The 21,419-nt window shown below is 51.5% G+C and carries 23 protein-coding genes; 17 read left to right on the forward strand and 6 right to left on the reverse strand.

The window, feature by feature from the left end:
• Positions 1-42: 42 nt before the first annotated feature.
• Together G006_RS0112415 and G006_RS0112420 are read right to left on the reverse strand one after the other, a co-directional pair.
• The gene (locus tag G006_RS0112415; RefSeq protein ID WP_020483517.1) at positions 43-822 is read right to left on the reverse strand and encodes a hypothetical protein; all 780 of its coding nucleotides are present in this window, start codon (positions 820-822) and stop codon (positions 43-45) included.
• On the reverse strand, positions 819-1,406 hold the full coding sequence (locus tag G006_RS0112420; RefSeq protein ID WP_020483518.1) for a DUF4255 domain-containing protein: 588 nt from the start codon (positions 1,404-1,406) through the stop codon (positions 819-821). Before G006_RS0112420 ends, G006_RS0112415 begins: the two co-directional genes overlap by 4 nt.
• A 328-nt stretch (positions 1,407-1,734) precedes the next feature.
• Here G006_RS0112420 and G006_RS0112425 point away from each other — a divergent pair, with 328 nt between their 5' ends.
• The 4 genes from G006_RS0112425 (at position 1,735) to G006_RS0112440 (ending at position 6,622) form a co-directional block, all read left to right on the forward strand.
• Positions 1,735-2,190 (forward strand): sterol desaturase family protein, encoded by a 456-nt coding sequence (locus tag G006_RS0112425; protein WP_020483519.1) that lies wholly within the window; start codon positions 1,735-1,737, stop codon positions 2,188-2,190.
• Positions 2,191-2,419: 229 nt separating this feature from the next.
• Positions 2,420-3,331 carry a phosphate/phosphite/phosphonate ABC transporter substrate-binding protein gene (locus tag G006_RS0112430; protein WP_020483520.1) on the forward strand — a complete coding sequence of 304 codons (912 nt, stop codon included), beginning with the start codon at positions 2,420-2,422 and terminating at the stop codon, positions 3,329-3,331.
• Between the two features lie 2 nt (positions 3,332-3,333).
• Positions 3,334-6,081, forward strand: a complete 2,748-nt coding sequence (locus G006_RS27105) for an EAL domain-containing protein (RefSeq protein WP_020483521.1) — start codon at positions 3,334-3,336, stop codon at positions 6,079-6,081.
• Between the two features lie 238 nt (positions 6,082-6,319).
• Positions 6,320-6,622: a hypothetical protein gene (locus G006_RS0112440; protein WP_020483522.1), complete on the forward strand. Its 303-nt coding sequence runs from the start codon at positions 6,320-6,322 to the stop codon at positions 6,620-6,622.
• Between the two features lie 36 nt (positions 6,623-6,658).
• Here G006_RS0112440 and G006_RS0112445 read toward each other — a convergent pair whose 3' ends face one another.
• Positions 6,659-7,732: a lytic transglycosylase domain-containing protein gene (locus G006_RS0112445; RefSeq protein WP_020483523.1), complete on the reverse strand. Its 1,074-nt coding sequence runs from the start codon at positions 7,730-7,732 to the stop codon at positions 6,659-6,661.
• A 157-nt stretch (positions 7,733-7,889) separates the two neighbouring features.
• On the opposite strand from G006_RS0112445, the gene G006_RS0112450 reads away from it, so the two are divergent.
• Positions 7,890-8,912 (forward strand): hydrolase, encoded by a 1,023-nt coding sequence (locus G006_RS0112450; protein ID WP_020483524.1) that lies wholly within the window; start codon positions 7,890-7,892, stop codon positions 8,910-8,912.
• Between the two features lie 14 nt (positions 8,913-8,926).
• Here G006_RS0112450 and G006_RS0112455 read toward each other — a convergent pair whose 3' ends face one another.
• Positions 8,927-9,346 carry a DUF1801 domain-containing protein gene (locus G006_RS0112455; protein WP_020483525.1) on the reverse strand — a complete coding sequence of 140 codons (420 nt, stop codon included), beginning with the start codon at positions 9,344-9,346 and terminating at the stop codon, positions 8,927-8,929.
• A gap of 174 nt (positions 9,347-9,520) precedes the next feature.
• On the opposite strand from G006_RS0112455, the gene G006_RS0112460 reads away from it, so the two are divergent.
• Positions 9,521-10,516: a lysozyme inhibitor LprI family protein gene (locus G006_RS0112460; protein ID WP_020483526.1), complete on the forward strand. Its 996-nt coding sequence runs from the start codon at positions 9,521-9,523 to the stop codon at positions 10,514-10,516.
• A gap of 93 nt (positions 10,517-10,609) precedes the next feature.
• Here the strand turns inward: G006_RS0112460 and G006_RS0112465 are convergent, their stop codons facing one another.
• Complete coding sequence (locus tag G006_RS0112465) at positions 10,610-10,846, reverse strand: toxin-antitoxin system HicB family antitoxin (RefSeq protein ID WP_020483527.1); 237 nt, start codon at positions 10,844-10,846, stop codon at positions 10,610-10,612.
• Positions 10,843-11,241 carry a putative toxin-antitoxin system toxin component, PIN family gene (locus tag G006_RS0112470; RefSeq protein ID WP_026603171.1) on the reverse strand — a complete coding sequence of 133 codons (399 nt, stop codon included), beginning with the start codon at positions 11,239-11,241 and terminating at the stop codon, positions 10,843-10,845. The genes G006_RS0112465 and G006_RS0112470 overlap by 4 nt, the downstream gene beginning before the upstream one ends.
• A 118-nt stretch (positions 11,242-11,359) precedes the next feature.
• On the opposite strand from G006_RS0112470, the gene G006_RS0112475 reads away from it, so the two are divergent.
• The 11 genes from G006_RS0112475 (at position 11,360) to G006_RS28855 (ending at position 21,414) form a co-directional block, all read left to right on the forward strand.
• Positions 11,360-11,806 (forward strand): arsenate reductase/protein-tyrosine-phosphatase family protein, encoded by a 447-nt coding sequence (locus G006_RS0112475; protein WP_020483529.1) that lies wholly within the window; start codon positions 11,360-11,362, stop codon positions 11,804-11,806.
• Between the two features lie 117 nt (positions 11,807-11,923).
• Complete coding sequence (gene moaA / locus G006_RS0112480) at positions 11,924-12,928, forward strand: GTP 3',8-cyclase MoaA (protein ID WP_033194217.1); 1,005 nt, start codon at positions 11,924-11,926, stop codon at positions 12,926-12,928.
• A gap of 15 nt (positions 12,929-12,943) precedes the next feature.
• Positions 12,944-13,303: a YajD family HNH nuclease gene (locus tag G006_RS0112485; RefSeq protein ID WP_020483531.1), complete on the forward strand. Its 360-nt coding sequence runs from the start codon at positions 12,944-12,946 to the stop codon at positions 13,301-13,303.
• Complete coding sequence (locus G006_RS0112490) at positions 13,303-13,881, forward strand: DNA-3-methyladenine glycosylase I (RefSeq protein ID WP_020483532.1); 579 nt, start codon at positions 13,303-13,305, stop codon at positions 13,879-13,881. The genes G006_RS0112485 and G006_RS0112490 overlap by 1 nt, the downstream gene beginning before the upstream one ends.
• Positions 13,878-14,357 (forward strand): HugZ family pyridoxamine 5'-phosphate oxidase, encoded by a 480-nt coding sequence (locus G006_RS0112495; RefSeq protein ID WP_020483533.1) that lies wholly within the window; start codon positions 13,878-13,880, stop codon positions 14,355-14,357. Before G006_RS0112490 ends, G006_RS0112495 begins: the two co-directional genes overlap by 4 nt.
• Positions 14,358-14,408: 51 nt before the next feature.
• Positions 14,409-17,708 (forward strand): EAL domain-containing protein, encoded by a 3,300-nt coding sequence (locus tag G006_RS0112500; protein WP_020483534.1) that lies wholly within the window; start codon positions 14,409-14,411, stop codon positions 17,706-17,708.
• Positions 17,709-18,072: 364 nt separating this feature from the next.
• Complete coding sequence (locus tag G006_RS0112505; protein WP_020483535.1) at positions 18,073-19,032, forward strand: ABC transporter substrate-binding protein; 960 nt, start codon at positions 18,073-18,075, stop codon at positions 19,030-19,032.
• A complete protein-coding gene (locus tag G006_RS0112510) occupies positions 19,032-19,793 on the forward strand; it encodes an ABC transporter permease (RefSeq protein ID WP_020483536.1) in 762 nt (253 codons plus the stop codon). Before G006_RS0112505 ends, G006_RS0112510 begins: the two co-directional genes overlap by 1 nt.
• On the forward strand, positions 19,790-20,533 hold the full coding sequence (locus tag G006_RS0112515; protein ID WP_020483537.1) for an ABC transporter ATP-binding protein: 744 nt from the start codon (positions 19,790-19,792) through the stop codon (positions 20,531-20,533). Before G006_RS0112510 ends, G006_RS0112515 begins: the two co-directional genes overlap by 4 nt.
• 1 nt (position 20,534) lies before the next feature.
• Entirely contained in the window at positions 20,535-21,095 is a 561-nt protein-coding gene (locus G006_RS0112520) for an IMPACT family protein (protein WP_020483538.1), read from the forward strand.
• Positions 21,096-21,252: 157 nt separating this feature from the next.
• A complete protein-coding gene (locus G006_RS28855) occupies positions 21,253-21,414 on the forward strand; it encodes a hypothetical protein (protein WP_020483539.1) in 162 nt (53 codons plus the stop codon).
• The last annotated feature ends 5 nt before the right edge of the window (positions 21,415-21,419 follow it).

Consider the following 21,419-nt stretch of genomic DNA (forward strand, 5'->3'; position numbering starts at 1 on the left):
TGTGGACCAGCGTTTAAAGAACGAACTCAACTCATGTTTGACTCAATTGGGTTGAACGGCGAGATGATCCCGATTAAAGGACCGGATTAAACCAATTTCGCCGGGCACCACGGCCAGGGCAAGCTCGGCGGCAAAGCTGTTGTCGGTATTCAACGCCCCCAGTGTCATCGCTACTAGATCGTCCGGATCGATAGCGTCGGCGGCATTGGCAGCGGCAAGAGCGCGGATATTTAGTGTGGCGGTGTACTCGGTTACCCCTTCCGGCAAGGGCGGCAAGCGGTGCATCGCGATGATGAAATCGCCGTTGGCGTCGGCTTGGGCGCGGCAGATCAAATTGCCGCCGACGCCCAGATTGACAGTCAGTGTCAGCAACGCCCAAACGGCCGGCGCATTACTACCGGCAAATCGTAGTGTGCCGCGCAATCCGCCGCCGCGACCGAGTTTGGTACCGAAAGGTGTTGGATAAAGCACTACGCTGTGCCCGGCGGCATTGCCGGCTTGAATCTCGAAGCGGCGCGGGACATAGCGGCGTTGACTGTCGGCCACCGAGCCGGCAATGACGTAAGCTGCTTCTGCCGGACGCAGCTTGTCCGCCTCACTGGGCGGGCCTTGCACCGTTTTGCCGGCCGAGCGCCGCCACAAGGCCGTTTTGCCTGGCGTGTGTAAAAATTGCAGATCGGCGGGACGGGTATCGAGTTGCAAAACAACGGCTTCGCTCAGCCGCCGCATATCCGCTTCCTGTGCGGCGCTGCTGCCGTCCAGCCAATAGATCACGTCGCTGGCGTAAAGAACATTAGTTTCCAGAACTTTGACGGCTTTCATACCGTGCCTCCGGGAAATATCCGCGTCGAAACCGGCGGTCCTTCCGAACGCGGCCGTTGCAAGCGCAAGCGCACCGTGCGCGCCACATAGGGTACGGTGCTGGTGTAAGGCGATTTGAAGACATCCCAGATGCGCATCAAATCTTCGGTAGTCATCTCGTCCGGGGCGATATTCAGCACTTCGGCCTGGCCCCATTCGTCGTCGATGTCTTGAATATGCGAGATGTCGAGCTGACATTGGTTGGCGAGCTCGACCATCGCCCAACTCAGCAAGTCGGCTTCGATGGTGGCGCTGGCGGCGTTGGCGATTAACAGGAAATGCAGATTGACTGGCAGCTCGGCCTGCGGAGCGCTTTGATCGCTGCCGCGCTGCGCAAAGGAGCGCTGCCGGCCGTGCGGATCGATGGTAATTCGGTGCAGGTAGATACCCAGCAGGTTGCCGGTGAGGATATTGGCGATGTCGGCGCTACCCAACAGTTTTGCTTGGGCATTGGTGGGCTCGCTGCTCAGCTCGGCAGGCAATCTGCTGGTCAAGAACGATTCCAACGCCAAAAGCGCGCCGGTTACTCCCCGGTACGAAGCCATTTCTCCTCCCCTACTTGAGCGGTAGCATAGCCTAGTACATAGGTCTACTGTACGCAAGTCGATTTTGTGAAGCTATTCGCCTATAAAAATCGAAAAAGCGATAGTCAGCAAACTAACCGGCTAAATTCCGTGCCTCAATCAAATAATGGCTTTAATTTTTAGCAGAGTTTTTGAAATTTGCCGGGGCGGAATTGATTAAAATCCAATTAAAAACGAGGACAACTTGCTGCTGAGCAAAGCTTGCGCTTAAAACAACTATGCCGGATACGGTAAACCGGGCGAAGATAAACGCCTCGCCATCCGTCGAACAAACACATCCATGCTCTCAATGACGCTGCAACTTATATTAGCTCTGCTGTACGCCAATCTCGGCGAATGGCTAATGCACAAATTCATCTTGCATCGTTTAGGCAAACAGCCGGGCAGCATCTGGGCCTACCATTGGTATGAGCACCATGCGATATGCGCCAAACACCATATGCTGGACCCCGGCTATCGCCAGTTGGACTTTTCGACCTGGAATGCACAAACCAAGGAATTGGCGGTGTTGGCCGCGATTGTATTGGCGCATCTGCCGATACTTTGGTACTGGCCGGCTTTCGTGATGGGTTTGTACGGCTCGTTGACGCTTTATTACCATCGGCATCGCAAGGCTCATCTCGATCCGGACTGGGCTAAACAGCATTTACCCTGGCACTACCAACATCATACCCAACCAGGCTCCGGTAACTGGTGCGTCACCTGGCCGGGGTTTGATTATCTGTTGGGAACTCGCAATAAATGATTTGCGCACATCCAATTGAAAAAAATTTCCTCTCCAGGAAATTCGGAATTTAAAGCTTGCATCTATGATTGATTGGCAAGCAGCCAATAATAAATAGTAAATTGAAAGAAGAATTCGTCATTTGATTGCCGGCTATCAGGCAAATGGCTGTCATAGCAAGCTATGGCATATGGGAAATTCTCTAGCCCTTATTTTTTACCCAGTATCAAGATCAAATACGTATACAGATATGAATGTTTTGCTGACACTTGTAGGCCTATTTATCATTTTTCAATTGACGGCTTGTGAGCAACAAATTCCCGAGGACACCCCCCTGCAATATTCCAGCAGCCCTTTGGAGCCGAACGCGCCAATCTATCGCTTTGCCATTCATCCCCTGCATAACCCTGAAAAGCTTAGCGAGACCTATCAGCCTCTTATCGACCATCTCAATAGCCAATTGCAGGGCGTGCGATTGGAGCTGGAAGCCTCCCGCGATTACCAAGCCTACGAGCAAAAATTCCGTGAACGTAGCCCCGCGTTTTTGCTGCCCAATCCCTGGCAAACCCTCCAGGCACAGAAGGTTGGATACCACGTCATAGCAATGGCAGGCAGCGCAGAAGACTTCAAAGGTATCTTTATCGTTCGGCGGGACAGCAGGATTGAAAAACCTAGCGATTTAAAAGGCAAGGTTGTGAGCTATCCTTCACCCTCCGCATTGGCGGCCGCCATCATGCCGCAATATTTTCTTTATGCACATGGCATCGATGTTAATCGAGACATTCAGAATATTTACGTTGGTTCGCAGGAATCATCGATAATGAATGTCTATCTGGGTAACTCTGCAGCGGGCGCCACATGGCCGCCACCCTGGCGATCATTTCAAACAGACCATCCAACAGAAGCAGCACAACTCAAGTTAATCTGGGAAACCCCATCGCTGATTAATAATTCCGTAATGGTGCGGGATGATGTGCCGGAAAGCGTTCGCGAATACGTCAGAAAATCACTGCTTGATTTGGCTCAGTCGCCGGAGGGAAAAATCATCCTTTCAGACATGGGCACTGCCAGATTCCAGGCCGCCGACGATGCCAGCTACGCGGTTGTGGCTGACTATATCAAGCGCTTTGAGAAAGACGTGCGCCCGGTGGAGCTTCAATAATCATGGGTAAACTGAAAAATCTATTATTTGGCAACCTCCGCAAGCAATTGATAGTTGGCATGACGATCACTGTTTCCATGATGATGTCTCTATTCGTCTGGGATACGACTAGACGCCAAGAGAAACTCGAGTTGGCGCACAATTACGAACAAGGTAGCGCCCTTGCCAGCAGTTTGGCAACATCCTCGGCGGTATGGGTGATGTCCCGCGATTTTAGTGGCCTGCAAGAAATCGTCCTGGGCGCCTCAAAGTATCCCAATTTAACTTACGTTATCGTGCTTGACCTGTCGGGCCATATATTAGCCCACAATGACCCCAGCAAGATTGGCCTTTATCTGAACGACCTGCCTCAGGGTATTGCTGAGCCTGTTTTGAAACGGACCGCAAGATCGCTTGACGTCATCACCCCCATCATACTGGGCCAAAAGCATGTGGGCTGGGTCCGGATCGGCTTAAATCTTGAGTCTTTCACCTCCCAATTAGCCACTATAAAACAAAGTGCCTTCAGTTATGTGCTGGCAGCCATCGGCTTGAGTGTGTTGTTAGTCGCACTGACTAGCCGTATTCTGACCCGTCGACTTTATGCCATCCAAAAAGTAGCTGACGCCGTGCAGACCGGAAGTGCCGATATGCGCGTGGCACTTTCCGGCACTGATGAAGCCGCCAGACTGGCCAAACAGTTTAACGTCATGTTGGACAGCTTGAATGAGCGAGAACAACAACTTCGATCCTTTTACGAATTAAACCTGGTGGGCTTGACGATTACCTCACCCGACCAAGGCTGGATTCGCGTGAATAATTGTTTGTGTCGCATGCTGGAGTATTCGGAACAAGAATTGCAAAGCATGAATTGGGCGCAGTTAACCCATCCAGAAGACTTGGCTGCCGATTTAGAACAATTCAACAGAGTACTAGCGAATGAAATTGATGGCTATAGCTTAGAAAAACGCTTTATAAGCAGGACGGGCAAAATCATACCCACAAAATTGGTAGCGGGATGTGTTCGCAAACCCAATCAAGAAGTGGATTATTTAACGGCTATGGTTGAAGACATTACTGATCGTAAAAACGCAGAGCGGGAGATTGGCATCGCTGCAACCATCTTCGATTCGCAGCAATGCATGCTGGTTTCGGACGCCAATGAATTGATCTTACGAGTAAATTCCGCCTTTACAAGAATCACGGGCTACAGCCAAGAAGAGGTCATCGGCCAAAATCCTCGCCTACTTAAATCAGGCAGGCACGATGCAAGTTTCTACGATGCCATGTGGAAATCCATCAATACTCAGGGCATGTGGGAAGGTGAAATATGGAACAGGCGAAAAGATGGGAACGTTTTTCCTGAATACCTTAACATTACGGCAGTGAAAGACAGCAAAGGCACGGTGACCAATTACGTGGCTACTTTCACCGACATCACCCAGATTAAAGCTGCAGAAACCGAGATCAGAAACCTAGCGTTTTACGATCCGCTCACAGGCCTGCCCAATCGTCGCCTGCTCTCCGACCGGCTCAAACAGGCCGTCAATTCCAGTATGCGCAACGGAAAAACCGCTTCCTTGCTGTTTCTGGATCTCGATAATTTCAAAACCTTGAATGATACCTTGGGTCACGACATTGGCGACCTGTTACTTGAACAGGTGGCAACGCGCCTTACGAGCTGCGTTCGAGAATGCGACACCGTTGCCCGTTTAGGCGGGGATGAGTTCGTTGTCATGCTTGAAGATCTGAGCGAACATGCCATGGAAGCGGCCGAAAAAACTGAATTTATTGCCAATAAGATCCTGGCAGCACTCAATGAGCCGTATCAGTTGGGCCAACATCCCTACAGGAATACTCCTAGTATTGGTATCGTCCTTTTCAATGGGCGAGAGCAACAATCGAATGACGAACTGCTGAAACAAGCAGACATCGCCATGTATCAAGCCAAAAAGTCCGGGCGCAACGGCATCTGCTTCTTCGACCCACAAATGCAGGACAATATTTCCGCCCGTGCCGTCCTAGAGTCGGAAGTGCGCAATGCGATCGAGGATAAGCAATTCACGCTTTTTTATCAGGCTCAAATCGATCATTTAGGGAATATTAATGGTGCCGAAGCCTTGATTCGCTGGCAGCATCCGAAACGTGGCTTGCTACTCCCAAATGAATTTATTTCACTGGCAGAAGAGACGGGTCTGATTCTGCCCATCGGCCAATGGATCTTTGAAACGTCATGTAAGTTAATCAATGCATGGCAGGCAAACGAGATAACCAAGCATCTAGTTCTGTCCATCAATGTCAGCGCCAAACAATTCCAGCAAACTAACTTTGTAGCCAAAGTGGAGACAGTAGTGCAACGTCATGCAATTGCGCCTGGTCGGCTAAAACTGGAATTGACCGAAAGTATGTTACTGGGTGATATAGAAGACACCATCAAAAAAATGACAGCATTGAATGCCCTAGGCGTTTACTTCTCATTGGATGACTTTGGCACCGGCTACTCATCGCTGCAATATCTGAAGCGTTTACCGCTGCATCAACTCAAGATCGATAAATCCTTTGTACGCGACATTGCCACAGACGCCAGTGATCAGGCAATTGTGCGCACTATCATTGCCATGGCTCGCACGCTAAATCTGAACGTAATCGGCGAAGGTGTGGAAACCGAGGAACAAAAACAGTTTCTGATCGACAACGGCTGCACACACTTTCAAGGCTATTTATTTAGCAAGCCGTTACCACTTGAACAGTTCGAAATGCTTTTGGACTGAAAAGTCAGCATTACCCCGGGATTGCCGGTTATGCGTTGTGACCAGCCAAAGGTTGAAGCCTATGAGTCCAATCCAGACGATAAATATCTTGTAGCTGATCAACGCCACGCACCTCAGCACTCGTCGCCCTCATCCATGTTTTGACATCACTTCTTTCATCAGCGGTTTTATTAAGTTTAATTTAAGGGCTTGAGGTGATAGTGATCGCCATCCCAAACTGAAAGCCGGAGAAATAATCGTGAGACAAGCCACACCATTGGATGCAAATAATGCCCTTGCTCAAGTTAAGTACGCGATAAAGGATTTGATCCACTCGGATTATGACGATAACGAAGACGATGTGATTTACACCGCCAATAAATTGAATGCTGTACTACGTATGGTGCATGACAACCATCAGACCTGGAACGATGAAGCCATTCAGGAATTCGTACTGCGCCAACATGATCCGCTGAGACATATCCCGGTTAAATCGGAAAAGCTCCATCACATGGTTCGCCATATTCAACAAGACATCATAGTCAAATTTTCCTGGCTGTAAGGGGTGGCCACTAGAGGCTGACACTTGGCAGAATTCTTACAAACCCGGGATCCCCATCTGCTGAATCCGCATGGCGTTATCGCCTTCTTCATACGCCAGCAGTTTGCCGTCATGCTGATAAAGCTTGAAAGCCAGGGCATAGGACAATACCCGAATCGGATAATCGCGCGGCAAGGTTTGCAAGTAAGGCTGCATCGTCACAAAGTCGGTGGCGCCATACTGCTGCATGATGAAACGCAAACCGCCGTTGCGCGGCCCGATGTTGTAAGCCAGTAAACCTAAAAACAAATCGCCGTTCATTTCTTGTAGATAATGTTTAAAGGTAGCGGCGGCGACAAACGCATTGTGCCTGGGATCGTTGACTTGCACTTCCGCCACATCCAACTCATCGGCTGCCTCGCGGGTAATGGCTTTGGGCACGGCGGTAATCTGGAACAAGCCTTTGCCGCCATCAAAACTGTCGCGTGGCATAAACGAGGACTCGGTCGCGGCGATGCCTTGCAGCAAATTGACATCGACATCAAATGCCTTGGCGGCCTCGACTATCGCCGGATTAAAGGCATCGGCGCGCAGCATCATTTTTTGCAAGCCGCCGACACCGTGGCGGCGATACGCCGCGTACACTTGATGGGCTAGGGTGACTTTTTCGGCTTCCTGCTTGCCGCCGACCAAGGTGCGAAAATGCGTGAAGACTTGGGTGTAGCCACCGTGCATCACGAACCAGCCGGTCGAAGCGGCCAGCCCTACTGCCAATGCGGCAGGCAAATAATCCAACCGGCCATGCAACCAAGCGCGCAAGCGCGACCACGCCAGCAATAGCGCGGCCGCTGCCAACATCAAGATCACCACGCCAATCGCGAACGGCAGCAAACTGGTAAAAAAACCGGGACCGGATAACCAACTGGCCGAGTAGCCAAGCACAAACATCGTCGCCAACACAGCAGCAATCATCAGTGCCAAACCTTCCAAAACGATCAGCCACCAATTTGGTTTGCGCAAGGGCTTGGTTTTGCGGCGCGGCTTGCCTGGCTTGCGCCCCGAACCCGTTTTTGCTCGGCTAGGCGGGACAGCTTTGACCGGTGTTTTGGGGATAGGAATTGGCCGACTCATCAAGAACAGTGAAACATGGTTGGAAATAATCCGGAAAACCTCAGACAGGCGACAGCGAAACAGCCGCCGCAAAGACTCGCGCTAGCGTTTAGCGACACAAAAGGTATATTCCTCTCCAACTATCGCCTAACAACTACTATAAAGCAGGTCCACAAGCATGCACAACGCCTTCCGCCCGGCCTGGTGGCTGAACAGTCCGCATTTGCAGACGATCTATCCGGCCTTTTTGCGACGCATAACGCCGCCAGATGGCGTCCGCCGCGAGAGACTGGAGACGCCGGACGGCGACTTTCTGGACATCGACTGGATCGACAATGACGACCGGCCGCTGGTAATTCTGTTACATGGTTTGGCCGGTAGCAGCCGCTCCGGTTACCTCCAAGGTTTGCAACACAGTTTACTCGCTGCCGACTTTGCCAGCGTGGCGCTGAATTTTCGCGGTTGCAGCGGCGAGATGAACCGGCTGGCGCGTTGCTACCATTCCGGCGAAACCGAGGACATCGACTTTTTGTATAACACCTTACGCCGGCGTTTTCCGAATCGAGCGATGGCGGCGATAGGTTTTTCCCTGGGCGGTAACGTGTTACTAAAATGGCTGGGCGAACAAGGCGATAAGCTTGAGTTATCGGCGGCGATAGCCGTATCGGTGCCGCTGCTATTGAACGAATGCGCCGACAAACTGGATCGTGGCTTCTCGAAACTCTATCGCGACTATCTGCTGCGCGAGCTGAAACAGTATATGCGCATAAAACTCCGGCATTTACAGCACATCGGTCAACTCGAACAAGCGGACAGAATTCTAAAACTAGGCGATCTCTCGGGCATCAAATCCTTCTGGCAATACGACGATAAAGTCGTCGCCGGCCTGCACGGCTTTAAAGACGCCCACGACTACTACCGGCGCAGCAGTTCCCGGCAATTTTTAAAGCACATCCGCGTCCCCACCTTGGTCTTACAAGCCAAGGACGATCCGTTCATGACCGAGCGGGTATTGCCGGCCAATGCCGAACTGTCCGATCAAGTGCAATTGGAAATTTGCGCCGGTGGCGGGCATGTGGGGTTTGTGGGTGGATCGTTGCTTAGGCCGGAGTATTGGGTGGAAGAGCGGATTGGCGAGTTTTTGCGACGACACCTGCCATCCGCAACCGCCGGGCAAAATACCCTTGGCAGAGAAGCCTAAAGCCGACTACGCACCTAAGGTTGCTTTCTTCCCTTATTCCTATGATAGGTCAAGGCTGCGGCGATACAAATAGAGAGACTATCCATATCGACATCTTCCGTTTCTTGAAAAACAATCGCCCGATTACCTTCGTATATGAACTGGTGCGGAAAAAGCGTCCGAAACGTCTCAACCAAATTCGTTGTGCAGATGAAATACATTGCATATTGGGTCGGCCTTTCTTTTTTCCACGCCATTCTGATCGTACTGCCACATCCGGTTTCGGCGGTAATATAAGCAGGCTCGCCCCACTTTAAGGTTTCCTCAAGTTGTCCGACACCCTCGCTAGCCGCCACAGCAAAGATCGCTTCGCGAAGCACCAGCATTTTCCGGCGAATTTCCGGAGGATACTCGTCGAACACAGCCTTGATGGTCGGCTTTAGAAAAGGCTTCATAGAGGACAATAAATCTCGGAATTGTTGGATTAAATTAGCGCTATACCAATGCCGTCAACTTAAGCTAAAAATAAAAGCTCTGCAATAATGACTTCCTAGCCGGGTGCCTGACAGCGAAGCCTGTTTACCGGTTAATGTATTGCCCCATTTTTCATCCACATCCTTCGTAACGCCATGAAACCGATAAAATTATTGCTGTCTGTGCTGCTAATCCAAGTATCGCTGATAACTTTCGCCGAGCCGCGGATTTCTCTGGAACTAATTTGCGAGCAGGTAAAAGCTATTGAATTTCCAACGCAAGATAGACCCGATGCCAAAACTATTCAGTCGCTCGCCGGCTGCAATTCCGAAGCGCTTTACTACGGGATAGGCCAAACTGCGGATTGGCAAAAAGCCCGTGCATGCGCTTATGAAGAAATGCGGCGTGGCCCCGAGGGCCCGTTCCAAGGCCCGGCGACACTGATGATGATTTACGCCAACGGCAAAGGCGTCACCCGTAATTACGATCTTGCCATTAAGCTGGCTTGTGAGATCGAAGGCGCGCCCGCTGAGATCGAAGGCCGACTTGAGCACCTTCTACAAATGAAACAACAGGGGGCGGAGGCAAAGGATATAGACCTATGTGACGACATTACCAGCAGCATGATGATGAACTTCTGTTCATCGCATCAGGAAAGCGTCCAGCAGCAAGAAAGAGCCGCGCAACTGGCTAATATGGTCAAATCCTGGAACGAAAATGAGAAAAAAGCCTTGGATGGACTTAAGCACTCTGCCAATCGCTTTTTCAGTACTCGCTCGGAAAAAGAAGTGGATGCCAGCGGAGCCGCCCATTTAGCCATGACGGTGGGCGAAGAGGCTTCGCTGCAAGACGATTTTCTCGCTTCGCTACAGAGCTTCGAAAAAGGCCATACTCCAAACTTTGACGACCAACAGCTCGCGGAAGCCGACGCCAAACTAAATGCCATTTATAAAAAGATTCTTGGCGACAAAAATTTCTCTTGGGGCACTGTCTACCAAAACAGTATCAAGGAAACCCAACGGGAATGGCTCAAGTACCGCGATGCCTGGGTGAAGTTTGGCAGCATAAAATACCCGGCAGTCAGCGCCACCAGTTGGAAAACCTATTTAACGGAAAAACGGATCAAGATGCTGGAAGAGTTTCTAAATTAGTCCAGCCGATATAAGTCATCGAGCTAATCAAGCAGCCCGAGTTCGAGTAGTTTCTACCGAAACAGTTATATCGACCTATGCTGCCCGCCAACACTAAAACTCATCCCCAACTAAGGTCTCACGCTTGGGCACCTTAGCCAAAATGGTCTGAAAAGCGGCTTTGTCGGCACGTTCCGCACGGGCCTGCAAGTAGTCTTCGGTGGCGATGGCCGAAACTTTTTCGGCAACCGCACTGGCAATAAATTGATTGATCGATACACCTTCCTTGCTCGCCAGCTCTTTGATATGGCGGTGTATGGAGTCCGGCAATCTCAAACTTAATGCACTCATGGTAAACGCTCCAGCAAGGTTTTTGGCGTGATAGCTTCAACGCCGAATTTTTCGATACGAGTAAAATCTTTTAAATTATGGGTAACAATGGTGTTTACTCGGGCGGCAACGGCCAACTCCAAGACCAAATCATCTTTCGGGTCCGGCAAATAAGGTCGCCATAAAAAATACACCTTTTGATGGCGACTGAATCCGCACAGGTTATCCAACACTATATCTATTTCGGCATCGGTCAGTTGCAGCATGGAACGGTTGCGTTTCAGAACATCCTCATACTCGAACAAAAGCGGCGTCGATATGGCTGTTTGTAGCTGCCCGCCTGCTAAAAGCTCCAGCAATTTAAAGGATGCGCCATTGGCGGAATACAAACCGGCAAACAGAACATTGGTATCCATTATAATTTCTTGCATACCATATACGGTATCACCACCATGATAGCTTAAACAAAATTTTTTTTTACCCTCTGCACAAATTTAAGCAATCGTTTTAAGCCGCCTAACCAAAAGGAGTTTTATGAGCACCACCCACTCCCAAATCCTATTCCTCTGCACCGGCAACTACTACCGCAGCCGGTTTGCCGAGTATTTGTTCAATCATCATGCACCGGATTACTCATTGCCCTGGCGGGCGTTTTCGCGCGGGCTGGCTATCGAGTTACTGAAAGACGATGCCGGGCCGATTTCACCGCACACCCGGCATGGCTTGGCCTTGCGGGAGATTCCCATCGAGCCCATCCGCGCGCCGATTGCACTGACCAATGAGGACTTGGCCGTTGCCCGGCATATCGTCGCCTTGAAGCAAACCGAGCATCAACCCTTGCTGCATAGCCGCTTCCCGGACTGGGTGGAACGCGTAGAATACTGGCAGGTAGACGATATAGAAGACGCCCATCCGAGCGAGGCATTGCCGCAGATAGAAGAGGCGGTGTTGGCTTTGCTGCGGCGCTTGGGCAACGAATAGTCACGTAAAAACCGTCACAGGAACTTGTCAGTTCAACCCTACTCTTTTAGCAAACGGCAATAACACAGCGCGGCGCTGTGTTACTATTTTCTTCTTTTATTTTTCTGTTTGAATGTAATGGCGCCTAGCAAACCGTTGCAACTGATAGACCGCTTCGGCAGAGTGGTCAACTACCTGCGGGTATCGATTACCGACCGCTGCGATTTTCGCTGCGTGTACTGCATGGCTGAAGATATGACATTTCTGCCGCGTAGCCAGATTCTCAGCCTGGAAGAAATCCGTTTTATCTGCGAAACCTTCGTCGAGCTGGGCGTGGGCAAAATCAGGATAACCGGCGGCGAGCCGCTGGTGCGCAAAGGCGCATTAGGCTTGCTGCAAAACCTGGGACGCGTGCCTGGCCTGAACGAACTGGTATTGACCAGCAACGGCTCACATCTGGCCGAAATGGCCGATGACTTACAAGCCGCCGGCGTGAAACGCGTCAACATCAGCCTGGATACCTTGGACCCGGCCAAGTTCAAGGAACTGACCCGCACCGGCGATTTAGCACAAGTATTGAAAGGCATCGAACAGGCCCGAACGGCCGGTTTCCAAAGCATCAAACTCAACGCGGTGATTCTGAAAAACCGCAATCATCAAGAAGTCTGCGATCTGGTGCAATTTGCTGTCGAGCGTGGCATCGACATCAGCTTTATCGAAGAAATGCCGCTAGGCGCGGTGGACAACCATCATCGCGGCGACGCTTTTTATCCCAGCGAGTTGATCAGACAGGATTTGCAGCAGCAATTTACGCTGGAAGCCGTGACCGACTCGACCGGCGGACCTTCGGCTTATTACCGGGTGGCAGGCAGTAACAGCAAAGTCGGTTTTATCTCGCCGCACAGCGCCAACTTCTGTAGTAGTTGCAACCGGGTGCGCCTGACCGCCGAAGGCCGCTTATTGCTTTGCTTAGGCAACGAACATTCGGTTGATCTGAAAGAGGTGGTCAGAGATCATCCTGGCGACAAAGCTATGTTGAAACAAGCCATCGTCGAAGCCATGCAAATCAAACCCGAAAAACACGAATTTAACATTCACGAACAGCCGGTGATTTTGCGGCACATGAACGCCACCGGCGGCTAATATACGGAGGACATCATGTCGGATAACAAAGCCTATCACATCGTCGCCGAAGCCCGACGCTACAAGGAAGAGCGGGAAAAAGGCTACCGCGAGCAAGCGTTAAAACTTTATCCCTGGATTTGCGGACGCTGCTCAAGGGAGTTTGATCATAAAAACCTGCGCGAACTGACCGTACATCACGTCAACCACGATCACGACCACAATCCGCCCGACGGCAGCAACTGGGAGTTGTTGTGCCTTTACTGCCACGACAACGAGCATCAACGCTACGAAGAGCACGTGCGTTACGGCGGCAAAGCCACATCGGACGGCAAGGCGCCGGTAGCGACCTTCAACCCATTCGCCGATTTGAAAAACCTGATGAAGAAAGACTGATGCCCAGCAAATGCGTGTGGGCGCTGGGCAGCGCTAACGAAGAGCATTATCACGATCACGAATGGGGCGTGCCGCTACACGACGAGCGGATGTTGTTCGAGTTTCTAATATTGGAAGGCGCACAAGCCGGGCTCAGTTGGCGGACCATACTCGACAAGCGCGAGGCTTACCGCGCCGCTTTCGATCATTTTGATCCGGTTAAGGTCGCCGCTTATGACCACAAAAAACTGGCGTCGTTATTGCAAAACCCTGGCATCGTCAAAAATCGCCTGAAAATTGAATCCGCGGTAAACAATGCTCAGGCTTTTTTACGGGTACAGCAGGAGTTCGGCAGTTTTGACTCATACATATGGAGCTTCGTCGGCGGTGAGCCGCGGCAGAACCGTTGGCTGCAACATAGCCAGTTACCGGCTTACACGCCGGAATCGGAACGGATGAGCAAGAATCTGCAAAAGCGCGGCTTTAAGTTTGTCGGCAAAACCATCTGCTATGCTTATATGCAGGCGGTGGGCATGGTCAACGATCACACCGTCGATTGTTTCCGCCACTCGCAACTGACAGCTACCACAACACCATGAGCGCCGAACCGCTAGCCGCCGATTACCGGACTTTAATTGCCAACAGCCAAAGCCTGATAATCGCCAGCAGTTCCGAGCTAGGGACAGCCGAAGTCAGTTATGCGCCGTTTTTGGAATACCAAAATACTTATTACATCTATGTCAGCCAATTAGCCCGGCATACCGGCAATATGCTGCGCCAAGGCCAGGCATCCATCATGTTTATCGAACCGGAGGCCGAAGCGGTCAATCCGTTTGCCAGACGTCGCTTGGTATTCGAATGTGCTGTTGGTGAAGTCGACAAACCCCAGGCGGCATATGCCCAGTTGTTAGATATGCTGCAAGACCGGTTCGGCGAAACAGTTACGGTTTTGCGCTCACTCGCGGATTTTCATTTACTGGCGCTAACCCCTTTGCGTGGCCAATATGTCGCCGGTTTTGGCAAAGCATTTACCATCGATGTCGAGAATGGCGTTCTGTTACCCGCAAATCATTAAAGCCACTGCTTCGCCCAGCGTCGGCGAAAACCAGAGTCCGCCTGTTTAATCATGCCGACAGCTTTTAGACTTTTTCTAATCAACAGCGCCTTGGCCCTTGCCTATTTTATCGGCGGCTATTTAGGGCATTTGCTGGCGATGCAGCCCAGCCATGCCAGCCCAATCTGGCCGTCAGCGGGTATAGCTCTGGCCGCGTTGCTTGGTTACGGCCCCAGAATATTGCCGGGCCTGATCATCGGCACCTTGGGCACGCAAATTTACGCTTTTGCGGACCTGGCCACCCCAGAGGATTGGTTTACCCCGATTTGGGTAGGCTCCGCCGCCAGCGTAGGCGCCATCGCCCAGCCTTTGCTCGGTGCGGCCCTGATCAACCGCTGGATAGGCAAACACAATCCGTTGATGGAAGATCGGCATGTCGTCTGGTTTTTCTTGTTGGCGATTGCAAGTAGCTTAATATCGGCTAGCGTCGGCACTAGTTTTCTGTACATTTTCGACACCATCGATGCTGAAGAATTCGGCCTGAACTGGTGTACTTGGTGGATAGGCGATGCGATAGGCACGGTGATCTTCGCGCCCTTGCTGCTGTTGTTTATCGGTACACCACGCCATATCTGGCGGCAGCGGCAAAAATTCGTGGCCTATCCTTTATCGATTTCGCTGTTGTTGGTGGTCATCGCCTTTGTCTACAGCCGCAATCTGGAAAATCAACGCATTAATGGGCTGTTCGAAAATCAGATTAATCTGACCCATACCAACCTCCAGGAACATTTCGGCGACGACATTCTGAATAATCAGTTGCTGAAAGCCTTGTTCGACAGCTCGGAATCGGTCAATCCCAACGAGTTCAGGCTATTTGCCCATACCATCTTCACCAAACATCCCGAGTTGGAGGCATTGGAATGGATACCCAGAGTCAATGCCGAAGACCGTAGCGCATTCGAACAACAGACGGAAACCACCATCCGCGAACTCGACCGCAATCATCAATTGATACCGGCCGGTAAGCGAAACATTTATTTACCCATTGCTTACTCCTTCGGCAATCAGCGGAACATAGGTTTCGATGTTGCCAGCAACCAACAGCTATTAGCGGCGATCCACAAAGCGATTAATTCCGGCGAAACGGTGGTGACGGCCGGCATCGTCTGCGACGATAATCAACCCTGCTTCGCCATTTATTCGCCGGTTTATCTAAAAGGAAAATCACTTAACACCAGCGCCCAGCGCCAGCAGTTTTTTCTGGGATTGGTCGCCAACGTTTTTAAGTTAAGCAGCGAAATTCAGGAATTGTCCACACGCCTGCAAAGCATAAGTTTGTCCGTAGCCATCTATGATCAAGACCAGCTGTTATATCGCAGCACTCCGGAAGGCGCTGAATCGAAAAAATATTACTTTCCGCCAACCAGACGGCAATCGCTGGCGGTTGCCGACCGGAGCTGGACGCTTGAATATAAACCACTGCCGGAGTTTTATGCGCAACAACATTCCTGGACGGTTTGGTGGCTGCTTTCCGGGAGCTTTTTGCTCTGCGGCCTGACCAGCTTCGGTTTAATGCTGATGAGCGGACGCACCGCCCGCATCGAAGATCTGGTGGCTTTGAAAACCCGCGACTTGTTGCGCAGCAACCAGGCCCTGAATACCGAGATCGAACGCCGCAAACAGCAGGAAAACGAGCTCCGCATTGCCGCAACCACGTTCCAGTCGCACGAGGCCATTATCGTCACCGATGCCGATGGGGCGATCTTGCGCGTCAATAACGCCTTTAACAAAATCACCGGCTACAGCGCAGAGGAAGTGATTGGCCGCCAGCCGGATTTTCTGTCGTCGGCTCATCAAGCCCCCGGATTTATTCAAGCCTTGATCCAGGCCTTGGACAGGGATAACCAATGGCAGGGCGAAATTTTGAATCGGCGCAAAAACGGCGACGTATTTCCGGAATGGCTCACCGTTACCGGCGTCCGGGACGAGCAGGGCCGCCTGCTTAATTATGTAGCGATTTTTTCCGACATCAGCGAGCAAAAAGCCGCCGAGCGGGAAATCCATGAACTGGCATTTTACGACCCGCTGACCGGCTTGCCGAACCGGCGTTTGCTGCTGGATAGGTTGAAACAGGAAATCGCCGCCGCCAAACGCCAAAGCTATTACGGTTCGCTGTTTTTTCTGGATTTGGATCATTTCAAAACCCTTAACGATTCGCGCGGACATCAAGTCGGCGACGAATTGCTGATCCAGGTTGCCCAACGTCTTAAGTCGATTATCCGCGACGAAGACACCGCTTGTCGGTTGGGCGGCGACGAATTTATCGTGATGGTGCCGGGCCGCTATGCGCAACTGTCGCAAGCGACCAGTCACGCGGCGATGCTGGCGGAAAAAATTCTGCACACCATCAATCAACCTTTCACGGTACAGGGCAGCGAACATCACTTTTCCACCAGCATAGGCGTTACCTTGTTTCCAGAGGTAGCCGAGCAGCCGGAAGAGGTCATTCAACAAGCGGACACCGCAATGTACCGGGCCAAGGAAAGCGGCCGTAACGGCATCAGTTTTTACCGTCCATCGATGCAGGAAACCGCCGACCGCCGTTTGACGTTGGAAAAAGAGATTCGTCAGGCGCTGAAACAAAAGCAGTTTTTACTGCATTATCAGGCTCAGGTCGATCACCTCGGCAAAGTGGTCAGCGCCGAAGCGCTGATCCGCTGGCAACATCCGGAAAAAGGCATGGTTTCGCCGGCGGAATTTATCCCGATTGCCGAAGATACCCAGTTGATTTTGCCGATAGGCGAATGGGTGATGCGCGAGGCCTGTCGGCAAATTAAAGTGTGGGACGAACAGAATCTAGCCATTCATCATGTGGCGGTTAACGTCAGTTCCCGGCAATTCCGCCAGGCCGATTTTGTCGATCAAGTAAAACGCATTTTGATCGACGCCGAACTGCCCGCCGAGCGCCTGGTCATCGAACTGACCGAAGGCTGCGTCATCAGTGACATAGACGACACCGTGGAAAAAATGCGCGACTTGCAAACCCTAGGCGTGAAAACCTCGATCGACGATTTCGGTATCGGCTATTCATCGCTGTCTTACCTGAAAAAACTGCCCATCAGCCAATTGAAGATCGATCAGAGTTTCGTCCGGGACATCGCCAGCGACCCCAACGACGCGGTGATTGTGGAGACCATTATCAATATGGCTAAAAACTTAGGTCTACATGTGATTGCAGAAGGCGTGGAAACCCAGGAACAAATGATCTTTTTACGCAATAAAGGCTGTCTATCCTACCAAGGCTATTACACCGGCCGGCCGGTGGCCGCCGCCAGATTTGAGCGGGAAGACAGATTACTTCCCACCGGGTGATAGGCGAATAAGCACCAGGAAGTGTCTGCACCACAGCCGTTAATTTTCCTGAATGCTAAACCTATAGCTATCAGCATTCCTTGCCGAAAGGACGATTTTGCGGCTGCAAGGCACACGGCTAAAGCTTGCTAATCAGATTGTTTAAGGGAGCCCTTGAATTCCCCGCTGACCTGCAATGCCGGAACCCAAGCTTACGCGCGAGGTCTAGTTGGCTCGGGCTTTTGGGAATATCGGTCGAAGGGCTTGCCGTTAAACCCTAGACAACACATCGCCGCCAAGCAAATCCGACAAACATTCTCGTATTCGCGGCGGCTGCGTTAAAATCGTCGCGTTAACCATCCGACTAAGGACTTTGCAGATGAATATGAAAATTTGCCTGTTTGCCATTGCTGCTTTATTGCCGCAGTTTGCCAGCACCAACGAGAAACCCACTATCCGTATAGGCACCATGGCAGCCGGTACCTTAAATTGGGAACTGGCGGCGATGCGTAACCAAGGCCTATTGGACAAAGCGGAATTCAGTGTGGAGAACATTGCGGTTGCCAATCAACAAGCGGGTAAGGTTACTCTGCAAGCTGGCTCGGTCGATGTAATCGTTTCCGATTGGATCTGGACTTCCAGCATGCGCAGCACCGGCACGAATTTGAGTTTTTATCCATTTTCCGATACCTCCGGTGTATTACTGGTACCGGCCGATAGCCCGATTAAGTCGCTGGCCGATCTAAAAGGCAAAAAACTGGGTATAGCCGGCGGCGAGCTGGATAAAAACTGGCTGTTGTTGCAAGCCCTAGGACAACAGCAACAACTGGATCTAAACGCCGGCGTGGAAAAGATCTACGGAGCGCCGCCATTACTGAGTCAGCAACTGCTAGAAAAACGCGTCGACGCTTTGCTGACCTTCTGGCAATTCGCCGCGCATCTGGAAGCCCAAGGCTATCGAGTGTTATTGACCGGCGAAGACATCATCCGCCAACTCGGCATCAGCGAAATAGTACCCAGCATCGGCTATGTGTTCAAACAGGACTGGGCCGATCAACATAAATCAGCGTTCAAACAATTCTTGAGTCTGAGTAAACAAGCCCACGACACGCTGTGTAACTCCGATACGGAATGGCAGAAAATCGTGCCGCTTACCGACGCAACCAGCACAGAAGAACAACAGAAACTGCGGGAGCGTTACTGCCGCGGCCGGGTCGAACAATGGGGCGCCACTCAACAAAACGCTGCAGCAAAAATCTACACGCTGCTGCATCAACTGAGCAATAACAAGCTGACAGGCGCATCAGGCCAACTACAAGCGGGGACATTCTGGTCGGCCGATTGATGTTGACGGGCACTTTTAAATTTAATCACACCGCCATCACGCTGCTGTCGCTGTTAGTGCTGCTGGGTATCTGGCAGCTGGCGGCTGGCTTGGTTAACAGCCAAACGCTACCCTATCCGACCCATGTCGCCCAGGTATTTTGGCAGGCGACTCAATCCGGCGAACTACCTTATCATTTGGGCGTCACGCTGCTGCGCCTGCTGGTCAGTTTCTCGATTGCGATGGTATTAGGCTGCGCGATAGGCGTGACGCTGGGTAACAATAAAACCCTGGACGCGTTCTTCGATCACTGGCTGGTAATTTTCCTGAACATTCCGGCATTGGTCACCATTATTCTCTGCTATGTCTGGTTTGGACTGGCGGAATCGGCGGCGATTCTGGCAGTGGTGATCAATAAGTTGCCGAATGTGATTGTCACCATTCGCGAAGGCACGCGAGCGCTGGATAAGGATTTGCTGGAAATGGCGGAAAGCTACCGGTTCGACCGCAAAAAAACCTTCCGCCATGTGATCTGGCCGCAGTTGCACCCGTTCGTGATGGCCGCCACTCGCTCCGGTCTGGCGCTGATCTGGAAAATCATTTTGGTGGTGGAACTGCTCGGCCGCAGCAATGGTATGGGCTATCAGCTGCATCTGTTCTTTCAATTATTCGATGTCGCCAGCCTGCTGGCGTATACCTTTGCCTTCGTCGCGGTCATCCAACTAATCGAATGGCTGCTGCTCCGCCCCTTGGACCGCAAAGCCTTACGGTGGCGGCGATGAACGATATTACCATCAGCATCCAGGATAAGACTTATCGCTCCAGGCATGTCGACGACCGCCAACACCAGGCGATTGCCGATTTGCAGCTAAGCGTGGGCCGTAACGAATTCGTCTGCCTGCTCGGCCCGTCCGGCTGCGGCAAAACCACTTTATTGAATATGATTGCCGGTCTGGACAGCCATTATCAGGGCCAAATCCGCATTGGTAGCCAAGCCGCATCCGCCAAGATCGGTTATGTGTTTCAGAATCCCAGACTGTTGCCCTGGTATACGGTCCGCCAGAATATCGAAGTGGTATTTGCGCAAACGCCGCCAGCCACTTTGATCGATGCCTTATTGGCGGACATGCAACTAAGCGATGTGCAGCAGGTGTATCCGGAACGCCTGTCGCTAGGCATGCAACGGCGGGTGGCGATCATCCGCGCCTTTGCCATCAACCCCGACATTTTGCTGATGGACGAACCCTTCGTCTCGCTGGATGCGCCCAGCGCCCGGCAGGTACGCAATTTATTGTATTCATTGTGGCAACAGCGGCCGCATACGGTATTGTTCGTCAGTCACGATCTACGCGAAGCGATTGCGTTGGCAGACCGCTTGATTTTCCTGTCGCCGCCGCCGATGCGGATCATCAGCGATATTCCGGTAAACATTCCGCGCGAACTGCGTAACGACGAGACGGAAATCGAAGCGTTTCGCGAGCATTTGCTGAACCAGCATCCGGCGATTAACGGGCTGTTGTAAGGTGCGTGTCGTCGTCAAGACTTGTGAAGTGGAGGAAATCATCAAGAAATCCCGCTTCATCGGCGTCATCAGCCCTTGCCAGACCGAGCGTGAAGCCTTGTTGTTATTAAAGGATTTGCATCAGCGTTTCCCCGACGCCAGCCATATAGTTTACGCCTACCGCATCCAATCGCCGGACGGTCTGATCTGTCGCTTTCACGATGCCGGCGAACCCAGCGGCACCGCCGGCAAACCGATCTTTCAGCACCTGGAAGGCAAGCAGTTAATCAATCTAGTCGTGGCGGTGATTCGTTATTTCGGCGGGGTGAAACTGGGTGCGGGCGGTTTGACCCGCGCTTACGGCAATGTCGCCAAGCAAGTCATAGAGGCCGCCGACATTGTCGAATACATTGAATTTGTCGAACTGACATTAACTCTCGATTACCACCGGCTACAAGCGCTGGAATACCAGTTAAAAAAACTGGACGGCAGCATTATCGGCCAGGATTTTTCCGATTCGGTAAGGCTCTCCGTCAAACTACCCAAGAGCAATCTGCCCGCGCTTCGCGCATTCCTGGATTAAAAACAGCTTATAACAAGCCTAGATGACAGCTTTATTTCACTTTTGTTTCTCAAAAGGAAACAAATAATCCACTATTGCCGGTATTGTAAATAAAAAAATAAAGCTTATAGTGAAGTCGTCTTCATTGGTATCGACTGTATTCAGTCTAGGAGCAAAAATGAACAAATCGAACAATCTTTATAAAGACGTACTCACCGGCCTGTTTTTCACCACCGGCGTGTTTGGCTTCATGTCTGGCGAGTTCATCATCTCCACCATGCTATTTGGCGCTGCAACCATCGCCAGCAATCTGGATTTCAGCGACTCGTTTCGCGCTTAAGTTTT

This window comes from Methylomonas sp. MK1, from assembly GCF_000365425.1.
GTDB lineage: Bacteria > Pseudomonadota > Gammaproteobacteria > Methylococcales > Methylomonadaceae > Methylomonas.

What these genes read in the sequence shown, in the direction of transcription:
- G006_RS0112415 (WP_020483517.1), bottom strand. Translation starts at nt 822, where the DNA reads ATGAAAGCCGTCAAAGTTCTGGAAACTAATGTTCTTTACGCCAGCGAC.
- G006_RS0112420 (WP_020483518.1), bottom strand. Translation starts at nt 1,406, where the DNA reads ATGGCTTCGTACCGGGGAGTAACCGGCGCGCTTTTGGCGTTGGAATCG.
- G006_RS0112425 (WP_020483519.1), top strand. Translation starts at nt 1,735, where the DNA reads ATGACGCTGCAACTTATATTAGCTCTGCTGTACGCCAATCTCGGCGAA.
- G006_RS0112430 (WP_020483520.1), top strand. Translation starts at nt 2,420, where the DNA reads ATGAATGTTTTGCTGACACTTGTAGGCCTATTTATCATTTTTCAATTG.
- G006_RS27105 (WP_020483521.1), top strand. Translation starts at nt 3,334, where the DNA reads ATGGGTAAACTGAAAAATCTATTATTTGGCAACCTCCGCAAGCAATTG.
- G006_RS0112445 (WP_020483523.1), bottom strand. Translation starts at nt 7,732, where the DNA reads ATGAGTCGGCCAATTCCTATCCCCAAAACACCGGTCAAAGCTGTCCCG.
- G006_RS0112450 (WP_020483524.1), top strand. Translation starts at nt 7,890, where the DNA reads ATGCACAACGCCTTCCGCCCGGCCTGGTGGCTGAACAGTCCGCATTTG.
- G006_RS0112455 (WP_020483525.1), bottom strand. Translation starts at nt 9,346, where the DNA reads ATGAAGCCTTTTCTAAAGCCGACCATCAAGGCTGTGTTCGACGAGTAT.
- G006_RS0112460 (WP_020483526.1), top strand. Translation starts at nt 9,521, where the DNA reads ATGAAACCGATAAAATTATTGCTGTCTGTGCTGCTAATCCAAGTATCG.
- G006_RS0112465 (WP_020483527.1), bottom strand. Translation starts at nt 10,846, where the DNA reads ATGAGTGCATTAAGTTTGAGATTGCCGGACTCCATACACCGCCATATC.
- G006_RS0112470 (WP_026603171.1), bottom strand. Translation starts at nt 11,241, where the DNA reads ATGGATACCAATGTTCTGTTTGCCGGTTTGTATTCCGCCAATGGCGCA.
- G006_RS0112475 (WP_020483529.1), top strand. Translation starts at nt 11,360, where the DNA reads ATGAGCACCACCCACTCCCAAATCCTATTCCTCTGCACCGGCAACTAC.
- moaA (WP_033194217.1), top strand. Translation starts at nt 11,924, where the DNA reads ATGGCGCCTAGCAAACCGTTGCAACTGATAGACCGCTTCGGCAGAGTG.
- G006_RS0112485 (WP_020483531.1), top strand. Translation starts at nt 12,944, where the DNA reads ATGTCGGATAACAAAGCCTATCACATCGTCGCCGAAGCCCGACGCTAC.
- G006_RS0112490 (WP_020483532.1), top strand. Translation starts at nt 13,303, where the DNA reads ATGCCCAGCAAATGCGTGTGGGCGCTGGGCAGCGCTAACGAAGAGCAT.
- G006_RS0112495 (WP_020483533.1), top strand. Translation starts at nt 13,878, where the DNA reads ATGAGCGCCGAACCGCTAGCCGCCGATTACCGGACTTTAATTGCCAAC.
- G006_RS0112500 (WP_020483534.1), top strand. Translation starts at nt 14,409, where the DNA reads ATGCCGACAGCTTTTAGACTTTTTCTAATCAACAGCGCCTTGGCCCTT.
- G006_RS0112505 (WP_020483535.1), top strand. Translation starts at nt 18,073, where the DNA reads ATGAAAATTTGCCTGTTTGCCATTGCTGCTTTATTGCCGCAGTTTGCC.
- G006_RS0112510 (WP_020483536.1), top strand. Translation starts at nt 19,032, where the DNA reads ATGTTGACGGGCACTTTTAAATTTAATCACACCGCCATCACGCTGCTG.
- G006_RS0112515 (WP_020483537.1), top strand. Translation starts at nt 19,790, where the DNA reads ATGAACGATATTACCATCAGCATCCAGGATAAGACTTATCGCTCCAGG.
- G006_RS28855 (WP_020483539.1), top strand. Translation starts at nt 21,253, where the DNA reads ATGAACAAATCGAACAATCTTTATAAAGACGTACTCACCGGCCTGTTT.